Here is an 18,551-nt window from a genome sequence, read left to right as displayed (position 1 = left end):
GTGGCGCGGCCGCCTCCCATTTTCCCCCGCGGCGGGGGGAGAATCGGCGGGTGACATTGCGAATCACCATGGACACGGGCTCCTCGACCGCCCCGTACGAACAACTCCGCGCCCAGATCGCGGAACGCGCCCGCTCGGGAGCCCTGCCGGTCGGCTACAAGCTCCCGACGGTAAGGGGCCTCGCGGAGGACCTCGGCCTGGCGGCGAACACGGTCGCCAAGGCGTACAAGTCGCTGGAGGCGGACGGCGTCATCGAGACGCGCGGCCGCCTCGGCACGTTCGTCGCGGCGGCCGGCGACGCGGCGGCCCGCCTCGCGGCGAGCGCGGCGGCGACGTACGCGACGGAGGCGAAGCGCCTCGGCCTGAGCCGGGAGGCGGCGACGGCGGCGATCTCGGACGCCCTGCGGGCGACGTACGGCAGCTGATCCAGCGGGCCCCGCAGGTAGAGCCCCGACTCCGGAGCTGCGGCCCTGCGGGTACAGCACCGACTGCGGGCAGCGGCCCTGCGGGTACAGCACCGGCTCCTGGCTGCGGCCCTACAGGTACAGCCCCGACTCCGGGGCCCGGGACTCCGGGATGCCGGCGGGCGACGTGCCGCGGCGCAGGGCGTACAGCTCCGCGAGCGTCGCGCCGTCCCGCCCGACCCCGTCCTCCGTGCCGAGCCACCCCACGGCCTCCGTCCGCGTGAGACCGCCCACTTCGAGCCGGGCCAGGCACCGGCCGGGGCGGACGACGGCGGGGTGGAGCCGCTCCAGGTCCTCGTTGGTGGTGACGCCGACGAGGACGTTGCGGCCCTGACCGAGCAGCCCGTCCGTGAGGTTCAGGAGCCGGGAGAGGGCCTGCCCGGCCGTGTTCTTCGCCTCGCCGCGGATCAGCTCGTCGCAGTCCTCCAGGAGCAGCAGCCGCCACCGGCCCTTCGCCGTGCCCTCGTCCTCGCCGATGGCGATGTCCATCAGATAGCCGACGTCGTTGAAGAGCCGCTCCGGGTCGAGGACGCAGTCCACCTGGCACCAGTCCCGCCAGGAGCGCGCCAGCGTGCGCAGCGCGGAGGTCTTGCCGGTCCCCGGCGGCCCGTGGAGCAGCAGCAGCCGGCCGGCGATGTCGTCGGGGGTGACCTTCATCAGCCGGTCCAGCGCATCGGCCACCGGCGCCGTGTAGTTGGGCCGGATCTCCTCCCACGTCCCGGCGCTGATCTGCCGGGTCGTGCGGTGCGGGCCGCGCCGCGGCGACACGTACCAGAAGCCCATCGTCACGTTCTCGGGCTGCGGCTCGGGCTCGTCCTTTGCCCCGTCCGTCGCCTCCCCGAGGATCCGCTCCGCGAGCTCGGGCTCCGTCGCGGTGACGGTGACGTCCGCGCCCCGGTTCCAGCGGGAGACGAGCAGCGTCCAGCCCTCGCCCTCGGCGAGCACCGCGGAACGGTCGTCGTCCTTGGCGGCGCGCAGCACCTTCGCCCCGACGGGCAGCAGCGTCGCGTCGGGCTTCACCCGGTCCAGCGTCGTGCTCCGGGAGTGCGGCTGCTCGCCGGTGGTGAACCGGCCGAGGAAGAGCGCGTCGATGACGTCCGAGGGCGAGTCGCTGTCGTCGACGGTGAGCCGGACGGGCAGCGCCCGATGCGGCTCGGACGGCTCGGGCGGGTCAGACGGCCCGGACGGCCCGGACGGCTCGGATGGCGTGGCAGACATGGCGACCATGATCCGGCAACGGGGCAGGGCCCGCACCAGGTTTTGGCAGGAAGGAAAGGGCTGATCGGACTTTGTGGACAAAGGTCTGTCGGCCCTGCAAAGAGGGACTTTCGGCCCTGCTTACCTGCTCTTTGCCAATGTTTGGATCTTGCAGGTCAACCAAAGTTGATCAGGCCCGCGCCCGCTGGAACGGCAGGCGCGGACCTGTCGTTCAAGCAAGGACCTGCATGTCGTCGATACGGCGTAGATTTTCCGGATCCATCGCGGTGGGGGGCGTTTCGGCGCTGACTGCGCTCGCTCTGCTCGGTGCGGCCACTCCGGCCCTGGCGGCGGAGCCCGAACAGGACAAGGCAGCACAGGACCAGGCGCTACGGGACGCCGTACGCGCCCAGAACCCGCTCGGCGGGACCGTGACCGAGGCCGTCACCGCGGAATCGGCCCTGCTCGCCGCCCAGGCGTACGACCGGCGGATCGAGGTCCTCGACCGCCGGACCGAGACCAGCACCACCTGGGCCAACCCCGACTCCACGCTGACCAGCACGGTCTCGGGCGGCCCCGTCCGCATGCTCAAGGACGGCGTCTGGACCGACGTGGACGCCACGCTGCGCCGCCAGGCCGACGGCACGGTCGAGGCCGAGGCGCACCCCGGTGAGCTGAAGCTGGCCGGACCCGGCGGCGCGCGGGCCCGCTCCGCACGCGCTGCGGCCGAGGCGCCCGCCTCCGCCGCCCGCGACCTCATCACCCTCGGCACCGGCGACCAGTCGATCGGCGTCCAGTGGAAGGGCGGACTGCCCGCTCCGGTCCTCGACGGGCCCAAGGCCACCTACCCCGACGCCGTCCCGGGCGCGGACCTCGTGGTCGACGCCACCCGCACCGGCTTCGAGCAGTTCCTCAGTCTCAAGCAGCGGCCCGCCGACGGGGCCGCCCCGATGACCCTGCCCCTGCGGATCCCGGGCCTGACCGCCACCCAGCAGCCGGACGACTCGGTCGTGTTCGCCGACCGGGAGAGCGGCGAGCCGGTCGCCACCATGCCCGCCCCCGTCATGTGGGACGCGCAGGTGGACGAGCGCTCCGGGGAGCGCAAGCGCACCGCCCGGGTGCCGATGACGGTCGTCCAGGACGGGGACACGGTCGAGCTGCGGCTCACCCCCGACCGGGCCTTCCTCGCCGACCCCGCCACGAAGTACCCGGTGACCGTCGACCCGGCCACCGACACCCTCTCGGTGCTCTTCGACACCTTCGTGCAGGGCGGTGACACCACCGACCAGTCGGCCTCCACCGACCTCAAGATCGGCTGGCCCGGCGACTACGCGGGCAGCACCAAGCGCACCGCCCGGTCCTTCCTCACCTGGGAGACCGGCCAGTTCGCCGACGCGCTGGTCACCGACGCCAAGCTGTCGCTGTACAACTACCACTCCTGGTCCTGCGAGAAGCGCGGCTGGGAGGTGTGGGCGGCCGACCCGGCCGACACCTCAAGCCGCTGGACCAAGCAGCCCGCGCTGCGCCAGAAGTTCGCCACGTCCACCGAGACCCGCAGCAGCACCTGCAACAACGCGGGCCGGGTGACCACCGACGTCACCGAGCTGGCGAAGACCTGGGCGAGCGCCAAGGCGGCGACCGGCTCGGTGGCCCTCAAGGCCGTCGACGAGTCGGACACGTACGCCTGGAAGCGCTTCTACTCCTCCGAGACGACGGAGGACAAGGTCCCGCAGCTGACGGTCACCTTCAACTACCGGCCCAAGAACGGCGCCAACCTCCAGGCCGGCACCCCGTTCTACAGCGAGGGCGGTGTCTACAAGGTCAACAGCCTGACCCCCACGCTCCGTTTCACCACCGAGGACGTCAACGAGGACGACCAGGTCCAGGGCACCTTCGAGGTCAAGGACAAGGCGACCGGCGAGGTCGTCGCCCTCTTCAACGCCCCGTTCGTGCGCTCCGGCGAGACGGCCGCCGCGAAGGTCCCGGCCGGCAAGCTCGCCACCGGCCGCGCGTACACCTTCCGTACGACGACCTATGACGGTCAGCACTACGCCAACGGCTGGTCGGACCCGGTGACCTTCACCGTGGACACCTCCTGGCGGCCGGGCCCGGCCATCGACGCCTTCGGGGCGGCCAACGCGGCCCTCGACGCCGCCGACATCACCCCCGCGACCACCAGTGACTCCCGGTTCGCGGCCATCGCCGAGACGGCGACCGGCACCGTGACCGTGCCCTGGGACTCCCAGGGCCGCATCGAGGTCAAGCCGGACGACATCCCCGCCGTCGGCATCGGGACCGGCGCGGGCCCGCGGCGCGGCGTCAACGTCAACGGCAGCGTGGTCCACGCCGACGCCGCCTCCCCGGTGGACACCGTCGTCCAGCCCACCCTCGCCGGTGGCAGCCGCACGCTCCAGGTCATCAAGAACGCCACCGCGCCGCGCGAGTACCGGGTTCCGATCGACCTCGCCCCGGGTTCGAGCCTGCGCCAGCAGCCGGACGGCTCGATCGTGATCGTCTCGTCCGACCCGAACGAGCCGGTCGCGGCGATCAACGCCCCCTGGGCGAAGGACGCCCACGGCAAGCCGGTGCCCACCTCGTACCGGCTTGAGGGCCAGACCCTGATCCAGACGGTGAGCTTCGACGCGAACACCGCGTTCCCCGTCGTCGCCGACCCGTGGTGGAACCCCTTCAGCTGGAAGTGGAAGAAGATCGGCAGGGTCGTCAAGAACGCCGCCAAGAAGTGCGGTGTCGGCGCCCTCGCCGCCTACGTGCCCGTCCAGTCGCACCACGTCTCCGTCAACATCCAGCGCGCCCGCGCCGGACTGCGCATGGTGAAGTTCGCGGGCGGCCCCTGGGGCTACGTCTCCGTCGCGGCCGCGGGCTGTCTGATGGGCCAGCTGTCATGACCCGCGGGCCCGAGCGGCGGGAGGCGCTCGGCTGGACCGGGGCCCCGGGCCCCGGCGGTCGGCCGGCGGCCGTGCTCGACCTGCTGGTCATGATCGTCGTCCTGACGGTCGTCGCCATCAGCCTGCGCACGTTCACCACCGTGCCCACCTGGGCGGCCATCGCGATCGGCGCCTTCACGGCGGCCGGCGCGAGCCGCCTCCACCTGGGCGCCCGCATCCTGCGCGCCCTGGGCCGTCGCCGCTGACGGCGAGCAGCCCGAGGTCGGGAGGCCGTACCGGACACCGCTCCGGTACGGCCTCCGGCCGTTTCCCGCCGCGCCTCAGACCGCGAGCCTGCCGGCCGCCCGCGCCGCGCCCCGGGCTCTGCGGACCACGGCGTACCCCTTGGTCAGCACCCGGTCCGCCGCGAACGTCCGGCCGATCGCCCGGCCCTCCACGAGCCGGGCGAACTCCTCGATCCCGGTGGAGCGCCGCACGGTCAGCCGTTCCAGGGCGTACGGCCCCTGGCGGCGCCGCGCGACGCCGTTGCCCACCGCCAGCGCCTGGGCGTAGCCGGCCGCCCGGACGGTCCGGCGGACCCGTCGGTCGGAGTAGCCGTACGGGTAGGCGAAAGAGACCGGCGCCCGGCCCAGCTCCTCCCGGAGGATCTCCTTGCAGCGCAGGGTCTCGTACCAGAGCCGCCGGTCGTCGACCTGGTCGAGCTGCGGATGGCTGTGGCTGTGGCCGCCGATCTCCGTACCGGCGGCGGCCAGTTCGCGCACCTGGTCCCAGTCGAGCATGGTGTCCAGGGCCCCGCCCTCGTCGTAGGTGCCGCGCAGCCAGCCGGTCGAGACGAACACCGTCGACGCGAAGCCGTGCTTGGCGAGCACGGGCAGCGCGTGCCGGTGCACGCCTTCGTAGCCGTCGTCGAAGGTGATCAGGACGGGGCGCGCGGGCAGCGGACCGCCCGTGCGCCACGCCTCGGCCAGCTCCGCCGTGGTCAGCGGGGTGAGCCCGCGGTCGGCCACGACCTCCATCTGCGCGGCGAACGCCTCGGGGGAGACGGACAGCCGGTGCGCGGCCGGGGCCGGTTCGTGGCCGACGGCGTGGTACATCAGGATCGGTACGGGTGCGTTCACGCGGCCACCTCGGGCGCGGCCACCTCGGGCGCGGTCTGCGCGGTCGCGGTCTCTGTCGGCGCGGCCTCCCCGGGCGCCGCGTCGGCGGGCTCCGGCAGGCGCGGGATCGGGCCCGAGGAGAACGTCACCCCGCCCCCGCGCGCCCGCACCGCCGCCCGTACGTAGCCGGCCGCCGCCATCGCCACGCCCGCCACGATCGCGCCGGCCCGGCCCGCGCCGCCCGGTCGCCCGAGCAGTGCGTCGCGCAGACCGCGTACCACTCCGGCGGGCAACACCCTTGTGGTGTACCGCCGTTCGGCCTCAAGGCCTTTGCCCGCGCCGACACTCCTGGAGACCAGCGCCTTGGAGAGGCCCTCGGCGTAGGTCCGGGTTCGGAAGTAGCCGAAGCGCTCGCGTGCCGCGGGGACCTTGTGGTGGATCACCGCCCGGTCGTCGATCAACAGGACCGCGTCCGGCAGGACTTGGGAGAGCCGGATGCAGAGCTCGGTCTCCTCGCAGCCGAGCGGCCGCCGGTCGCCGTCCCGCCCGATGCCGGTGGCGAATCCGCCCGCGGCGTCGAAGGCCGCACGCCGGAAGGAGGCGTTGCCGCCCAGCACGTTCCGCACCCGGACCCGGCCGCGCGGGAGACCGCGGTACGTGCAGCCGACGACCCAGTCGAACTCCTCGGGGAACCAGTCGGGCCGTCGGCCGGAGGCCCAGGCGGGCAGGGTCCGGCCGCCGACCGCCATCACGTGCGGGTCGTCGTAGCCCGAGGCGAGGTGGAGCAGCCAGTCCCGCTCGGCCACGGCGTCGTCGTCGAGGAAGGCCACGAACTCGGTGCGGGACGCGGCGATTCCGGTGTTGCGTCCGGCGGACAGGCCACGGGGGCCCGCGTTGGCGAGCACCCGCACCCCCTCCCCGTGGACGGAGCCGTCCGTGAACCGCTGTGTCAGCCGCGCCAGGAGCCGCTCGTTGTGGTCCACCACGAGCAGGATCTCCCGGGCCGGCCGCGACTGGTTCCGCACGGAGTCGACCGCCGCCAGGATGTCCTCCCAGCGCTCCTCCGTGTAGACGCAGATCACGACGGAGAACTGACGACCGTTCAAGATGCTTCTCCCCGGGGGACGTTGACCGAGAAGGCGGTCGGCCGACGGCGCGCCGCGCGTCTCACGCCCTTCTCCTTGAGGATGACCTTGAGTACCCGGATGCCGTCGCGCACGGCGTTGAGGTTGCTGACGCCGTGGATGCGCAGGTACTCGTGGCTGGGCACCTCCTGGACCTTGAGGCCGGCCTTGACGACCCGGATGTTGATCAGGGTCTCGATCTCGAAGCCGGTGCAGTCCAGGGTGACCTTGTCGAGGCAGTGCCGCCAGAAGGCGTTGTAGCCGTAGCAGAGGTCGGTGTAGCGGGCCCCGAACTTGCGGTTGACCAGGGCGCACAGCGCCCAGTTGCCGAGCCGTCGGATCGGCGTCATGTCGTCCGTGCCGCCGCCGTTGGCGAAGCGGGAGCCCTTGGCGAAGTCGGCGCCGCCGACGAGCGCCGAGACGTAGGAGACGATCTCCTGGCCGTCGGCCGAGCCGTCGGCGTCGACCATCACGATGATGTCGCCGGTGCAGGCGGCGAAGCCGCTGATGAGCGCGTCGCCCTTGCCCTTGCCGACCTGCTTGACGACCTTGACGTCGGGCCGGAGTTCGCGGGCCACGTGCACGGTGTCGTCGGTGGAGTTTCCGTCGACCAGCACGACTTCGTGGATCCAGTCCGGCAGGGACTTGAAGACGTAGGGAAGATTTTCCGCTTCGTTCATCGCGGGGATCACCACGCTCACCGGCGGTGTGATGGCCAAATGCGAGGTGATCGCCTTGTATTGCGCGGCTATTCTGCGCTGATCGCTCTGCTCCACCGCTTCGTGGCCACCGACGGCCGGGCGCAGGAATGAGCTCATGGTGGTGTTTCCCTCTCGTCCGGTGGACCGCCCACCCCCGGGCTGTCCCGTGGTCTGTCCGGTTACGAAAGGGGGGTCCCCACCCCGTCCGAGCAGCGACGATCGCCGTTCGGGCATGGGTGGGTGGCATCTCAGACCGCGCGGCACGCGACCCGGACGCACGCCTGCGCGCACGCCGGATCAGCACCCCCCTACCGCGCCCCGCCGCGACCCTTCGCGTCGCTTGAGCCCTCCCCTGAGCTGTAGCGCGACCGGTCGAAGCGGGTGAGATGTACGACGGTATTGATGAATGCGACTGTATGGCAAGCCCTGGATCTGATGCTCCCGTTTCCGGCAATTGCCGGGCCTTGGGCGGTCGGATACGGAAGCGTCCCGATCGGTTTTTTGCAATCCGCTTTTCTGGTGGTGTTGTTGAGGTCGAATTGAACTCCTGAATATGGTTGTGCGAATTCTTTTCGACCGAAGATCCATCAGGTGGCTTGATCTCGACGGTCGCTGACGGGGGGTCGGCAACATCTCGCCAAAACTTCTTGGCATGGACACTTCCAACAAGCCGGGATCGGCTGCTACTACCTAGTAGCGCAGTGATCCTGCTACAGGGAGATTCCATGAAACTGACCCGATTCGCGGCACTCTCGTCCTCACTCCTGCTCGGCGCCGTCCTCGCCCTCACCGGGGCGGGAGCCGCGCAGGCCGCCGAAGCCGCCGCCGTCGACTATGTGGCGCTCGGCGACTCGTACTCCTCCGGCGTCGGGGCCGGGAGCTACGACAGCGCCAGCGGCGACTGCAAGCGCTCCACGAAGGCCTTCCCCGTCCTCTGGAAGAACGCGAACGCACCCTCGTCGTTCGCGTTCACGGCATGCTCGGGCGCCCGAACGGGTGATGTCACGAGCGGTCAGCTCGGACCCCTCTCCACCGCCACCGACCTGGTCTCCGTCACGATCGGAGGCAATGACGCCGGCTTCGCCGACGTCATGACCACCTGCGTGCTCCAGTCGGAGTCCGCCTGTATCGACCGAGTGAATCAAGCCAAGGCGTACGTCGCGAGCACCCTGCCCGGCAAGCTCGACTCGGTGTACGCGGCCATCAGAGCCAAGGCCCCGAACGCCCGGGTCGTCGTCCTCGGCTACCCCCGCTTCTACAAGCTCGGCGGCAGCTGCGTCGCCGGACTGAGCGAGAACGAACGGCGCGCCATCAACGAGGGATCGGACCTCCTCAACGAGGCCACCGCCAAGCGCGCGGCCGACCACGGCTACACCTTCGCCAGCGTGGTCCCCGCCTTCACCAACCACGAGATCTGCTCCAGCGCGTCGTGGCTGCACAGCGTCAACTGGCTCAACATCGGCGAGTCGTACCACCCCACCGCCGCCGGTCAGTCCGGTGGCTACCTGCCCAGCTTCAGGGCTGTGGCGTAGGGGTAGCGGTCGGCGTCGCCGAACCACTCGGGTGGGTGGCCCCGCCGGTCGGGGTCACCTGCTCGCAGCTCACCGAGAACTCCACCCGGTTCGAGCGCTTCTCGACCGGAGCGCGCACCTCCATCCGGATCCGGTCGCGCCAGGTGCCACCCGCCCGGTGCGTCGACTCCGTGTGCTCGACGTTCTTCTCCTGGGGCCCGCCCGCCGGGAACTCCAGCGTCCGCCAGCCCTGCTCCGCCGAACTCTCCCCGCTGTCCGTGACCCAGCGGTACTCCACCGACGTGGGCGTCCGGCCCACCGTGAGCGTGGCGGTGAAGGCCGGTGCCCGGTGCTCGGCCGGCGGGCAGACGCCGCTGTAACTGCCGCGCACGGCCCGCACGTACACCAGGACCGTCGTCGCGGGCGGCGCCGTGGTGGTGGCCGTCGCGGTCGTGCGGGTCGGCGTCGGCGCCGTCGTGGTCGCCGTGGTGGGGGAGCCGGTCACAGGCGCACCCGTCGTCGGTGCGCTCGACACCGGGGCGCCGCCCCCGTCGTCGCGGTCCTGGTTCCGCAGCAGCGCGTACGCGAGACCGCCCACGGCGAGCAGCAGCAGCGCCACCCCCGTGGCGAGCACGGCCACGGCACGTCCGGACCGCTCCTGGGAGGCCGGATCGTCGTGCCGGACCGGCGTCGGCAGGGGGAGCGGCGGGGTGGGGCTCGGGGGAGCGCTCCGGGGCGCGGACCCGTCCCGTTCGCCCTCCGGCGCCCGGCCGTTCGCTCCGTACGGCTCCGAGCGCACCGGTCCCGACCGGGGCGCACCGCCCGCGCCGACCAGCCTCAACTGCCGCTCTGCCACCTCCGCCCGGAGCCGCTCGTCCGGATCCTTGCGCAACAGGCCCTCGATGACCGGGGCGAGCGCTCCCGCCCGACGCGGCGGTGGCAGTTCCTCGTCCACGACGGCGCGCAACGTGGCCAGGGGCGTGTCCTGGCGGAACGGCGAACCGCCCTCCACCGCGGCGTAGAGCAGCACCCCGAGCGACCACAGGTCGGAGGCCGGGCCGGGCGTACGGCCCAACGCGCGCTCGGGTGCCAGGAATTCGGGAGAGCCGATCAGTTCGCCCGTCATCGTCAGCGGGGACGTCCCCTCCACCGCCGCGATCCCGAAGTCGGTCAGCACGACCCGGCCGTCGTTGGCGATCAGGACGTTGCCCGGCTTCACGTCCCGGTGCAGCACCCCGGCCCCGTGCGCGGCGCGCAGCGCCGCGAGGACCTCGGAGCCGACCAGCGCGGCGCGCCGCGGCTCCATCGGCCCCTCCGCGTCGAGGACGTCGGACAGGGTCAGCCCGTGGACCAGCTCCATCACGATCCAGGGACGGCCGTCCTCGGTGACCACGTCGTAGACGGTCACCACGTTCCGGTGGGCGATCCGGGCCGCCGCCCAGGCCTCGCGCTCCAGGCGCGCGTACAGCCGCCGCTCGTCGGGGCCGCTCAGCCCCGCCGGGGCGCGGACCTCCTTCACGGCCACGTCACGGCCGAGCGCCTCGTCCCTGGCGCGCCAGACCGTGCCCATGCCGCCCTGCCCCAGGACGTCCAGGAGCCGGTACCGCCCCGCGATCACGGTCATGGCGTTCCCCGTCCGTCGTCGGCCTCGGTGGTCCATTTCTGCCCCCGGGCCGCGGACTTCGAACACGGCGTGGAGAACGTGGAGTGATCTTGGTGGCGGAGATCACACACCGTCAGGTGGCGACAGGCGGCGGCCCTGGGCGCAGGATGGTTCGTGACGGTTCGGCAGGTGTTCGAGCCCTGTCCAACTCACCCTGGAATCAGATGGATTCGGACAGTAGTCGTCAACCCCCGTACGAGTGTGGTGAATCCTGCCGTCGGGATACACGAGTGTCACAGCGGAGCGATAGGGTTAACCTGCCCGGGCCGGGTGCCCTCGTTAGGGTGGGGAGTCTCATGGAACAGATAGCAATGCGCAGCAGGCCGCGAGTGCCTGCCATCACATGCGGGAGCAGTGCGACCAGTTCGCGGCTCGACCGTCATCTCGCGGTGCTCGGCGGCCCCGTCGTGCCCCAGCGCGAGGCGGCCGAGGCGACGCTGCTGATGCTCGAGCTGACCTCGCGCGACGCCACGCACACCCGTCGCCACAAGAGCGCGCGCGTCTCGCTCTTCGCTCCCCTCCGCCGCCTCCGCCGGAGCCTCTTCGGCAGCCGGGGCTGAGGGCGAAGGGCCGGCCGGTGGGGGTGTGAGCCCTCGTTCCGCCGAGGCGGAGCGGGGCGGGCTTTCACCCCGGGTGACGGCGCGCCCACCCCGTGGGGCGTCACGCCACGACACCGTCCGCCCGTAGCGCCCGAAGCTCCTCGGGGGGAACGCCCAGTTCCCCCAGTACGACGTCCGTGTCGTCACCAAGACCCGGCACACGCCCCATCGGTGCGTCCGGCCCGTCCGGGAACGTGACCGGCGGCACGAGCGTCCTCAGCGGCCCCACCGGCGACCCCACCTCACGCCACCGCTCCCGTGCCGCGAGCTGCGGATGGGCCGCGAGGTCCGCCACCGTGTTCAACCGCGCGCACGCGATCCCCGCCGCGTCGAGCCGCGCCAGTGCCTCCGCCGCCGTCAGCGGCGCGAGGGCCCCGGCCACCACCGCGTCCGTCGCCGCGCGGCCCGCCACCCGGGCCGTGTTGGTCGCGAACGCCGGATCCTCCGCCAGATCCGGCCGACCGAGGACCTGTTCGGCCAGCCGCCGCCACTCCCGGTCGTTCTGGACCGACAGCAGCACCAGGCTCCCGTCGGCCGTCGGATAGGCGTCGTACGGCGCGATCACGGCGTGCGCGAGCCCCGTGCGCGCCGGGGCCGTGCCTCCGTGCATCCCATGGTGCAGAGGGTGACCCATCCACTCGGCCAGTGAGTCGAGCAGGGACACCTCCACCGGACCGCCCCGCCCGGTCGTCCCGCGCCGCACCAGCGCGGCGAGCACGCCCGCGTACGCGTACATCCCGGCCGCGATGTCCGCGGCCGGGATCCCCGACTTCACCGGCTGCTCCGCCGTCCCGGTCACCGACACCAGGCCCGCCTCGCACTGCACGAGCATGTCGTACGCCCGCTTGTGCGCGTACGGCCCGCCCGGCCCGTACCCCGAGACGTCGACCGCGATCAGCCGGGGGTGCGCGGCGCACAGGTTCGCCGCGTCCAGGCCGAGCCGGGCCGCCGCCCCCTGTGCCAGGTTCTGCACGAAGACGTCCGCGCGGGCCACGAGCCGGCGGACCAGGTCGAGACCGCGCCCGTCCTTGAGGTCGACGGCCACCGACTCCTTGCCCCGGTTGCACCACACGAAGTGCGAGGCGAGCCCCCGGGCCGCCGTGTCGTAACCCCGCGCGAAGTCACCGCCGTCCGGGCGCTCGATCTTGATGACCCGGGCGCCCAGATCGGCGAGCTGGCGGGTGGCGAAGGGGGCGGCGACGGCCTGCTCGACGGCGACGACCGTGATCCCCTCCAGGGGGAGTGGCTGAGTGCTCATGACAGCCCTGCCTACCCTGCGGGCGGCCTCGTGTCACCGTCGCGCTCGTCACCCGGCCTCGTCACCCGCGCGCGTACCGGCGTACCGCGAGCGGCGCGAAGACGGCGATCAGGGCCAGCGACCAGAGCAGCGAGCCGGCCACCGGATGCGCCACCGGCCAGGCGGCGTCCGCCGGCACGGCCGCGTTGCCGAAGAGCTGCCGTACCGCCGTCGTGACCGCCGAGATCGGGTTCCACTCGGCGACCGTCCGCAGCCAGCCCGCCATGTTCTCGGTCGGGATGTACGCGTTCGACAGCAGCGGCAGCATGAACGTGGCGCTGCCCAGTTGGCCGGCCGCCTCCTCGCTCTTCGAGGCGAGCCCGAGCAGGATCCCCACCCAGGTCGCCGCGAACCGGAAGAGCAGCAGCAGCCCGAACGCCCCCAGCGCCTCGGGGGCCGTGCCCTCGATCCGCCAGCCCATCGCGAGCCCCACGAGCATGAGCGGGACCATGCCGACCGCGCTGGTCACCAGATCGGCGAGGGCCTGCCCGAGTGGCACGGCCGCCCGGCTGACCGGCATCGTCCGGAAGCGGTCCATGACGCCGCGGTGCGCGTCCTGCGCGGCCTGGAACATCCCCGTCATCACACCGCCCGCCGCCGTCGCCACGAGCAGGCCCGGGACCAGGTACGCCCGGTACTCGGTGCCGGGCATGGCGAGCGCGCTGCCGAAGACGTACCCGAAGAAGAGCAGGAAGACGATCGGCATCGTCTGCGTCATGACCGTGATCGCCGGGGCCCGGCGGACCTTGTGGAGGTGCCTGCCGAGGACTGCGGCCCCGTCGTGGACCAGTGCGCTCATGCGGCGAGCTCCTTGCGGCCGGTGAGGCGGAGGAACACCTCGTCGAGGGTGGGCGGACGCAGGGACGCGTCCATGAGGGGAACCCCGGCCGCGTCGATCTCGCGGACGATCCGGGGGAGGGTGAGCGTGCCGTCCGTCGTGACCGCGCCGACCGTGCGGCGCTCGGCGTCGAGCGCCGGGACCGAGCCGGTCAGCCGGTCGAGCACGCCCGCCGCCGCGTCGAGGTACCGGGCGTCGGCGACCACGACCTCCGCCCAGCTCCCGATCAGCGCCTTCAGCGCGGCCGGAGTGCCGCGATGGGCGGCCCGGCCCTCGTCGATCAGCACGATGTCGTCGGCGAGCTGGTCGGCCTCCTCCAGGTACTGCGTGGTGAGCAGCACGGTCGTGCCCCGGGACGCCAACCCCCGTACGGCGTCCCAGATCCCGTTCCGGCTGTGCGGGTCGAGCCCCGTGGTCGGCTCGTCGAGGAAGAGCACCCGCGGCGGTACGAGCAGGCTCGCCGCGAGGTCGAGTCGGCGCCGCATCCCGCCCGAGTAGGTGCGCACGGGCCGTCCGGCCGCCTCCGTCAGCCCGAACTGGTCGAGGAGTTCGTCGGCGCGGGTGTGCGGGGCGCGCAGCAGACGGGCGAAGAGCCGGAGGTTCTCGGCGCCGGAGAGGTCGCCGTCGACCGAGGCGTACTGCCCGGTGACCGCGATCCGTTGCCGTACCCCCGCCGGGTCGCGCACCACGTCGCACCCGGCGACGCGGGCGCTGCCCGCGTCCGGGGTGACCAGCGTGGTGAGGACCCTGACGGCGGTCGTCTTGCCCGCTCCGTTGGGGCCGAGCACCCCGCAGACGGTGCCCTCGGGGACCGCCAGGTCGAGCCCGCGCAGCGCGTGGACCTCGCCGTAGCGCTTCTGCAGACCCTCACTAAGTACATCGTACGTAGTAGTCATGGGTCGACCGTACCTCACTACGTACGGTGTACGTAACTACGATGGTGGGCGAGGTGATGATCCATGGCGGGCCGAGCGGCCGAACCCGAAGTGATCTGGGCGCGCCCCGAGCGCACGGGCCGCGGCCCGAAACCCGCGTACAGCAGGGCCGACATCGTGGCCGCCGCCGTCCGTATCGCCGACGCCGACGGCATCGAGGCGCTCTCCATGCGGCGGATCGCGGCCGACATCGGCTGCGGCACGATGTCGCTCTACAACTACGTGCCGCGCAAGGAGGATCTGTACGAGCTGATGGTCGACGCCGTCAGCGGCGAGTACGACCTCCCCGACCCGCCGAGCGGGGACTGGCGCGCGGACATGCTCCACGTGGGCCGGCAGGCCAGGGACATCCTGCGCCGCCACCCCTGGGTGATCAGACTGATGACGACCGGGTACGCCTTCGGCCCCAACGCGCTGCGCTTCCTCGAAGGGTGCCTGGCCTGCCTGGACGGTCTCGACCTGCCGGGCGGCACGAAGATGGAGCTGATCGCCACCGTCAACGGCACCGTGATGACGATCGTCGCCAACGAACTCGCCCTCGCCGAGCGCGCCCGCGGACTGCCCTGGTCCGAGGGCCAGGAGCAGGCCGTGCGCGGGGCCTATCTGGCGGGCCGCCTCGCGGGCGGCGACTACCCCAGACTGGCGGCGGTGGTCGGCGCGGCCGGGATCGAGCCGCTCGACCCCGAGGAGGTCTTCGACCGGACCCTGGGGCGCGCCCTCGACTCCTTCGTCCGGGGGTAGACACCCGTCAGAGCAGCGCGAACTGCCCCTCCGGGCCCTCCTCCTGGTGGTCGAGGACGGAGGCGGGGCGGCGGGACGCGTTCGGTACGGGCAGGATGCCCGCCTCGCGCAGAGCCGTCCTGGACAGTCGCGGCCCGGCGCCGGGGAGCGCGGCGCACTCCGGTGTACGGGCCGCGAGCAGCGCGAGCACGGTGATGAGCTCCAGGAGTTCGGAGGTCCACTCCTGCGGCCAGGCCGCCGGGCCGATCGCCTCCAGGCCGCCGCCCGGCTCCGCGTCCGCCGTCCGGTGCGTGAACCACTGCTCCAGCATCCGGACGCCACCCACCTGGTACTCCCAGGCCTCGGCCGGCACGGGCGAGATCCTGCCGTCGTCGAGCGTCAGGGTCTCCTCCCCCGGCTCGTACGCGAGCGTGGCCGGCCGGGCCGGGATCGGTGCGCGCACGTAGGGCCTGCGGCCGCCGGGCAACCGGGGGCGCTCGCCGCCGCGGGCGCCCCGGAGCTGGATGTCCATGAGCCGGCGGCCGAGTGCCACGCCCTTCGCCCAGACGTCCGGGTCCGCCGTGAGCGGCACGCGGCAGCCGGCGGGGGAGGGGCGGGCGGACGCCACGGCCCAGGCCAGCACCTCGGGGGCGCCGACCTCGCGCCCGTACCCCTCGCTCAGCCAGGGCAGCAGTCCGGGCGCGAGGTTCGGCTCCTCGCCCCCGGGACGGCGGAAGAGCGGACGGATCCGGCCCGGGCGGCCGGCGGGGGAGCGGCCGGCGGGCAGTGCGGCCGTCACGAGCAGTGCGGGGCCGGCCGCGCCGGGCACGTACCCCTGCTCGACGGCGAAGAGCTGGTGCTCGTCGGCGACCCGCCACAGCTCGGGGCGGGCGGTGTCGATGAGCCGGTGGTCGGGGAGCAGCCACTGCTCGTCGAAGGGGCCGTGGGCGAGCCGTACCGGCTCCGGGCACGGACCGGTCTCCCGGGCGAACCGGACCGTGCCGGTCCGCTGCCCGGGCAGCGCTGCCACCGAACTCGACGGCGTACGCGCCCGGCTGGGCCGGAACAGCTCTTCGCGTTCCTCCGGGCCCGCGGCGACCAGCCGGTTCCAGCGCTCGCGCAGGGTCCGCACGTCCGGCGCCACGACCCATGACCGCCCGAGCCGCAGCGGCGCGACGGACCACGGCATCAGCTCGTCCAGGAGGGGCGCCTCGTCCAGCGGCAGGTCTTCGGTCACCCCCGGATGCTAGCGAGCGGGCTCGGCGCGCCTCCACCGTCCCGGTGGCTCAGTGCGCCTCCACCGTCACCGTGAAGGAGAAGCGGTCGCCGCGGTACCGGATCCGGGCCACGTCCACGACCCGGCCCTCGTCGTCGTACGTGACGCCCGTGTAGTGGAGGATCGGCGAGAGCAGCGGGACCTGCAGGAGGGCCGCCGTCTCCGGGTCGGCGAGCCGGGCCTCGACCGTGTCCGTGATCCGGCTGATCCGGACCCCCACCACGTCCCGCAGCACCTTCGTCATCGGCCAGCGCTCCAGATCGGCCGGGTCGAGCCCGGCCGCCACCTCCGGACGGACCGCGTTCTCCGCCCAGTTGGTGGGCTCGCCGCTCTCCCCGTCCCGCCGCAGCCGCTTGTACGCGACCACCTCCGTCACATCGGGGAAGAACTCGGCGAGCTCACCGGGCACCGGCTCGGTGCCGTGGTCCAGGACGGTGGTCCGCTCGCCGGACTGCTGGGCCACGATCGCGTCGATCGAACCGAGCAGCCGGCGCGGGGAGGCGCGCCGGGCGCCCGGCTCGATGAAGGTGCCGCGCCGCCGGTGCCTGCTGATCAGGCCCTCCTCCTCCAGCTCCTTGAGGGCCTGGCGCATCGTCAGCACGCTCACGCCGTAGTGCGCGGCGAGCTGCTCCTCGGTGGGCAGCCGCAGCGAGGCGTCGGGCGTGCGGCCCAGTATGGAGGCGCGCAACGACTGCGAGACCTGATACCAGAGCGGGAGCTTGCGGTTCAGGACCAGCGAGTCGGGGGCGAAGGCGGTCACGGCGATTCTCCGTACGACGACAACGAGACTCTACGGCCGGAAGTGGCGCTGCAGACCCTGCCATACGTCGTCATAGGCGCTCTGCAGGTGGTCGGCCCCGGCCGCCTGGGCGGTGGCGGTCACCGGCCAGCGGGTCTCGAACATGAACGCCAGACCGTCGTCGATCTTCTGCGGCTTCAGCTCGGCGGCGCTGGCCCGGTCGAAGGTCTCCCGGTCGGGTCCGTGCGCGGACATCATGTTGTGGAGGGAACCGCCGCCAGGGACGAAGCCTTCGGCCTTGGCGTCGTACGCGCCCTCGATGAGACCCATGTACTCGCTCATCACGTTCCGGTGGAAGTACGGCGGCCGGAAGGTGTCCTCGCCCACCAGCCAGCGCGGGGCGAAGACGACGAAGTCGACGCCCGCGAGACCGGGGGTGTCGGTCGGCGAGGTGAGCACCGTGAAGATCGACGGGTCCGGGTGGTCGTACGAGATCGACCCGATGACGTTGAAGGTGCGCAGGTCGTAGACGTACGGGGTGTGGTTGCCGTGCCAGGCGACGACATCGAGCGGGGAGTGGTCGTAGGTCGCGGACCAGAGGTTGCCGCAGAACTTGTTGACGACCTCGACCGGGCCCTCCACGTCCTCGTACGCGGCGACCGGCGCCCGGAAGTCGCGGGCGTTCGCCAGGCCGTTGGCGCCGATCGGGCCGAGGTCGGGGAGCTGGAACGGCGCCCCGTAGTTCTCGCAGACATAGCCGCGGGCGGTGGCGTCGAGGAGCTCGACGCGGAAGCGGACGCCCCGGGGGATCAGCGCGATCTCGCCGGGACGGGCGGCGAGCAGGCCGAATTCCGTCCGCAGGAGCAGGCCGCCGCGCTCGGGGACGATCAGCAGCTCACCGTCGGCGTCGCTGAAGACCCGCTCCATGGAGGCGTTCGCGTGGTACAGGTGCACCGCCATGCCCGTGCGCTGCGTCGCGTCGCCGTTGCCGCCGAGCGTCCAGAGGCCGGCCAGCCAGTCCGTGCCCCGCGCCGGGTCGGGGAGCGGGTTCCAGCGCAGCCGGTTGGGGTCGGGGACGGTCTCGGTGAACGGCGCGGAGCGCACGGCGCCGTTGTCGATGCGGGTGAACGGCGGGTGCGCGGCCGAGGGGCGGATCCGGTAGAGCCACGAGCGGTGGTTGTGGGCGCGCGGCTCGGTGAACGCGCTGCCGCTCAGCTGCTCCGCGTAGAGACCGAGGGGTGCGCGCTGCGGCGCGTTGCGGCCGTGCGGCAGCGCACCGGGTACGGCTTCCGAGCTGTGCTCGTTGCCGAAGCCGGTGGAGTACGGGAGTCCGTCGGCGGTCTTTCTCGCCTGCTCGATGTTCTCCGTGGTCATCGCACGCTCCTGTCCTGACGCCCAAAACAATCCTATGCATGACCGTAGGATTCCGCCCCCGCTCGCGTCAACGGGGCGCCGGGGGGCGTTCGAGGTCTCGATTCGACGTG

General features: G+C 72.6%; 17 protein-coding genes. 6 read left to right on the top strand and 11 right to left on the bottom strand.

Going from position 1 to position 18,551, the window contains the following annotated elements; genetic code table 11:
- Window positions 1-50 precede the first annotated feature (50 nt).
- The gene (locus tag ACF09C_RS22210) at window positions 51-425 is read left to right on the top strand and encodes a GntR family transcriptional regulator (RefSeq protein WP_392093548.1); all 375 of its coding nucleotides are present in this window, start codon (window positions 51-53) and stop codon (window positions 423-425) included.
- Between the two features lie 111 nt (window positions 426-536).
- Here ACF09C_RS22210 and ACF09C_RS22205 read toward each other — a convergent pair whose 3' ends face one another.
- On the bottom strand, window positions 537-1,682 hold the full coding sequence (locus ACF09C_RS22205) for a DUF5925 domain-containing protein (protein ID WP_392093546.1): 1,146 nt from the start codon (window positions 1,680-1,682) through the stop codon (window positions 537-539).
- Window positions 1,683-1,948: 266 nt separating this feature from the next.
- Between ACF09C_RS22205 and ACF09C_RS22200 the strand changes: the two genes are divergently transcribed.
- Window positions 1,949-4,567 (top strand): DNRLRE domain-containing protein, encoded by a 2,619-nt coding sequence (locus ACF09C_RS22200; RefSeq protein WP_392093544.1) that lies wholly within the window; start codon window positions 1,949-1,951, stop codon window positions 4,565-4,567.
- Window positions 4,564-4,812: a hypothetical protein gene (locus ACF09C_RS22195; RefSeq protein ID WP_392093543.1), complete on the top strand. Its 249-nt coding sequence runs from the start codon at window positions 4,564-4,566 to the stop codon at window positions 4,810-4,812. Before ACF09C_RS22200 ends, ACF09C_RS22195 begins: the two co-directional genes overlap by 4 nt.
- Window positions 4,813-4,887: 75 nt before the next feature.
- Here the strand turns inward: ACF09C_RS22195 and ACF09C_RS22190 are convergent, their stop codons facing one another.
- From ACF09C_RS22190 to ACF09C_RS22180, 3 genes are read right to left on the bottom strand one after another with little or no spacing between them, the layout of a single operon-like run.
- Window positions 4,888-5,661, bottom strand: coding sequence for a polysaccharide deacetylase family protein (locus ACF09C_RS22190; protein WP_392093689.1), 774 nt, complete (start codon window positions 5,659-5,661; stop codon window positions 4,888-4,890).
- Window positions 5,662-5,681: 20 nt separating this feature from the next.
- Window positions 5,682-6,770, bottom strand: a complete 1,089-nt coding sequence (locus ACF09C_RS22185) for a glycosyltransferase family 2 protein (RefSeq protein WP_392093541.1) — start codon at window positions 6,768-6,770, stop codon at window positions 5,682-5,684.
- Entirely contained in the window at window positions 6,767-7,606 is an 840-nt protein-coding gene (locus ACF09C_RS22180; RefSeq protein ID WP_384509540.1) for a glycosyltransferase family 2 protein, read from the bottom strand. The genes ACF09C_RS22185 and ACF09C_RS22180 overlap by 4 nt, the downstream gene beginning before the upstream one ends.
- Window positions 7,607-8,214: 608 nt before the next feature.
- Here ACF09C_RS22180 and ACF09C_RS22175 point away from each other — a divergent pair.
- Window positions 8,215-9,021 (top strand): SGNH/GDSL hydrolase family protein, encoded by an 807-nt coding sequence (locus ACF09C_RS22175; RefSeq protein ID WP_392093539.1) that lies wholly within the window; start codon window positions 8,215-8,217, stop codon window positions 9,019-9,021.
- Here ACF09C_RS22175 and ACF09C_RS22170 read toward each other — a convergent pair.
- Window positions 9,005-10,624 (bottom strand): serine/threonine-protein kinase, encoded by a 1,620-nt coding sequence (locus tag ACF09C_RS22170; RefSeq protein ID WP_392093537.1) that lies wholly within the window; start codon window positions 10,622-10,624, stop codon window positions 9,005-9,007. The two genes, ACF09C_RS22175 and ACF09C_RS22170, sit on opposite strands and share 17 nt — an antisense overlap.
- Before the next feature lie 335 nt (window positions 10,625-10,959).
- On the opposite strand from ACF09C_RS22170, the gene ACF09C_RS22165 reads away from it, so the two are divergent.
- A complete protein-coding gene (locus tag ACF09C_RS22165) occupies window positions 10,960-11,223 on the top strand; it encodes a hypothetical protein (protein ID WP_392093535.1) in 264 nt (87 codons plus the stop codon).
- A gap of 100 nt (window positions 11,224-11,323) precedes the next feature.
- Here ACF09C_RS22165 and ACF09C_RS22160 read toward each other — a convergent pair whose 3' ends face one another.
- The 3 genes from ACF09C_RS22160 to ACF09C_RS22150 form a co-directional block, all read right to left on the bottom strand.
- Complete coding sequence (locus ACF09C_RS22160) at window positions 11,324-12,520, bottom strand: CaiB/BaiF CoA transferase family protein (RefSeq protein ID WP_392093533.1); 1,197 nt, start codon at window positions 12,518-12,520, stop codon at window positions 11,324-11,326.
- Window positions 12,521-12,581: 61 nt separating this feature from the next.
- Complete coding sequence (locus ACF09C_RS22155) at window positions 12,582-13,358, bottom strand: ABC transporter permease (protein WP_392093532.1); 777 nt, start codon at window positions 13,356-13,358, stop codon at window positions 12,582-12,584.
- Entirely contained in the window at window positions 13,355-14,293 is a 939-nt protein-coding gene (locus ACF09C_RS22150) for an ATP-binding cassette domain-containing protein (protein WP_392093531.1), read from the bottom strand. The genes ACF09C_RS22155 and ACF09C_RS22150 overlap by 4 nt, the downstream gene beginning before the upstream one ends.
- 63 nt (window positions 14,294-14,356) lie before the next feature.
- On the opposite strand from ACF09C_RS22150, the gene ACF09C_RS22145 reads away from it, so the two are divergent.
- Window positions 14,357-15,073: a TetR/AcrR family transcriptional regulator gene (locus ACF09C_RS22145; RefSeq protein WP_392093529.1), complete on the top strand. Its 717-nt coding sequence runs from the start codon at window positions 14,357-14,359 to the stop codon at window positions 15,071-15,073.
- Window positions 15,074-15,080: 7 nt separating this feature from the next.
- Here the strand turns inward: ACF09C_RS22145 and ACF09C_RS22140 are convergent, their stop codons facing one another.
- The 3 genes from ACF09C_RS22140 to hmgA form a co-directional block, all read right to left on the bottom strand.
- Window positions 15,081-16,241, bottom strand: coding sequence for a type ISP restriction/modification enzyme (locus tag ACF09C_RS22140; RefSeq protein WP_392093687.1), 1,161 nt, complete (start codon window positions 16,239-16,241; stop codon window positions 15,081-15,083).
- A 97-nt stretch (window positions 16,242-16,338) separates the two neighbouring features.
- Entirely contained in the window at window positions 16,339-17,088 is a 750-nt protein-coding gene (locus ACF09C_RS22135; protein WP_392093527.1) for a GntR family transcriptional regulator, read from the bottom strand.
- 30 nt (window positions 17,089-17,118) lie between these two features.
- Window positions 17,119-18,441, bottom strand: a complete 1,323-nt coding sequence (gene hmgA, locus ACF09C_RS22130) for a homogentisate 1,2-dioxygenase (RefSeq protein WP_392093525.1) — start codon at window positions 18,439-18,441, stop codon at window positions 17,119-17,121.
- Between the last annotated feature and the right edge of the window lie 110 nt (window positions 18,442-18,551).

The organism is Streptomyces sp. NPDC014870 (assembly GCF_043081505.1).
GTDB lineage: Bacteria > Actinomycetota > Actinomycetes > Streptomycetales > Streptomycetaceae > Streptomyces.
The sequence above is the reverse complement of the archived record's forward strand: the minus strand, read 5'-3'. Positions and strand labels throughout refer to the sequence as shown.

Bases quoted from the DNA above. Each gene is read 5' to 3' on its own strand.
- ACF09C_RS22205 (WP_392093546.1), bottom strand. From the start codon at position 1,682: ATGTCTGCCACGCCATCCGAGCCGTCCGGGCCGTCCGGGCCGTCTGAC.
- ACF09C_RS22195 (WP_392093543.1), top strand. From the start codon at position 4,564: ATGACCCGCGGGCCCGAGCGGCGGGAGGCGCTCGGCTGGACCGGGGCC.
- ACF09C_RS22190 (WP_392093689.1), bottom strand. From the start codon at position 5,661: ATGTACCACGCCGTCGGCCACGAACCGGCCCCGGCCGCGCACCGGCTG.
- ACF09C_RS22180 (WP_384509540.1), bottom strand. From the start codon at position 7,606: ATGAGCTCATTCCTGCGCCCGGCCGTCGGTGGCCACGAAGCGGTGGAG.
- ACF09C_RS22175 (WP_392093539.1), top strand. From the start codon at position 8,215: ATGAAACTGACCCGATTCGCGGCACTCTCGTCCTCACTCCTGCTCGGC.
- ACF09C_RS22170 (WP_392093537.1), bottom strand. From the start codon at position 10,624: ATGACCGTGATCGCGGGGCGGTACCGGCTCCTGGACGTCCTGGGGCAG.
- ACF09C_RS22165 (WP_392093535.1), top strand. From the start codon at position 10,960: ATGGAACAGATAGCAATGCGCAGCAGGCCGCGAGTGCCTGCCATCACA.
- ACF09C_RS22160 (WP_392093533.1), bottom strand. From the start codon at position 12,520: ATGAGCACTCAGCCACTCCCCCTGGAGGGGATCACGGTCGTCGCCGTC.
- ACF09C_RS22155 (WP_392093532.1), bottom strand. From the start codon at position 13,358: ATGAGCGCACTGGTCCACGACGGGGCCGCAGTCCTCGGCAGGCACCTC.
- ACF09C_RS22150 (WP_392093531.1), bottom strand. From the start codon at position 14,293: ATGACTACTACGTACGATGTACTTAGTGAGGGTCTGCAGAAGCGCTAC.
- ACF09C_RS22145 (WP_392093529.1), top strand. From the start codon at position 14,357: ATGGCGGGCCGAGCGGCCGAACCCGAAGTGATCTGGGCGCGCCCCGAG.
- ACF09C_RS22140 (WP_392093687.1), bottom strand. From the start codon at position 16,241: ATGCCGTGGTCCGTCGCGCCGCTGCGGCTCGGGCGGTCATGGGTCGTG.
- hmgA (WP_392093525.1), bottom strand. From the start codon at position 18,441: ATGACCACGGAGAACATCGAGCAGGCGAGAAAGACCGCCGACGGACTC.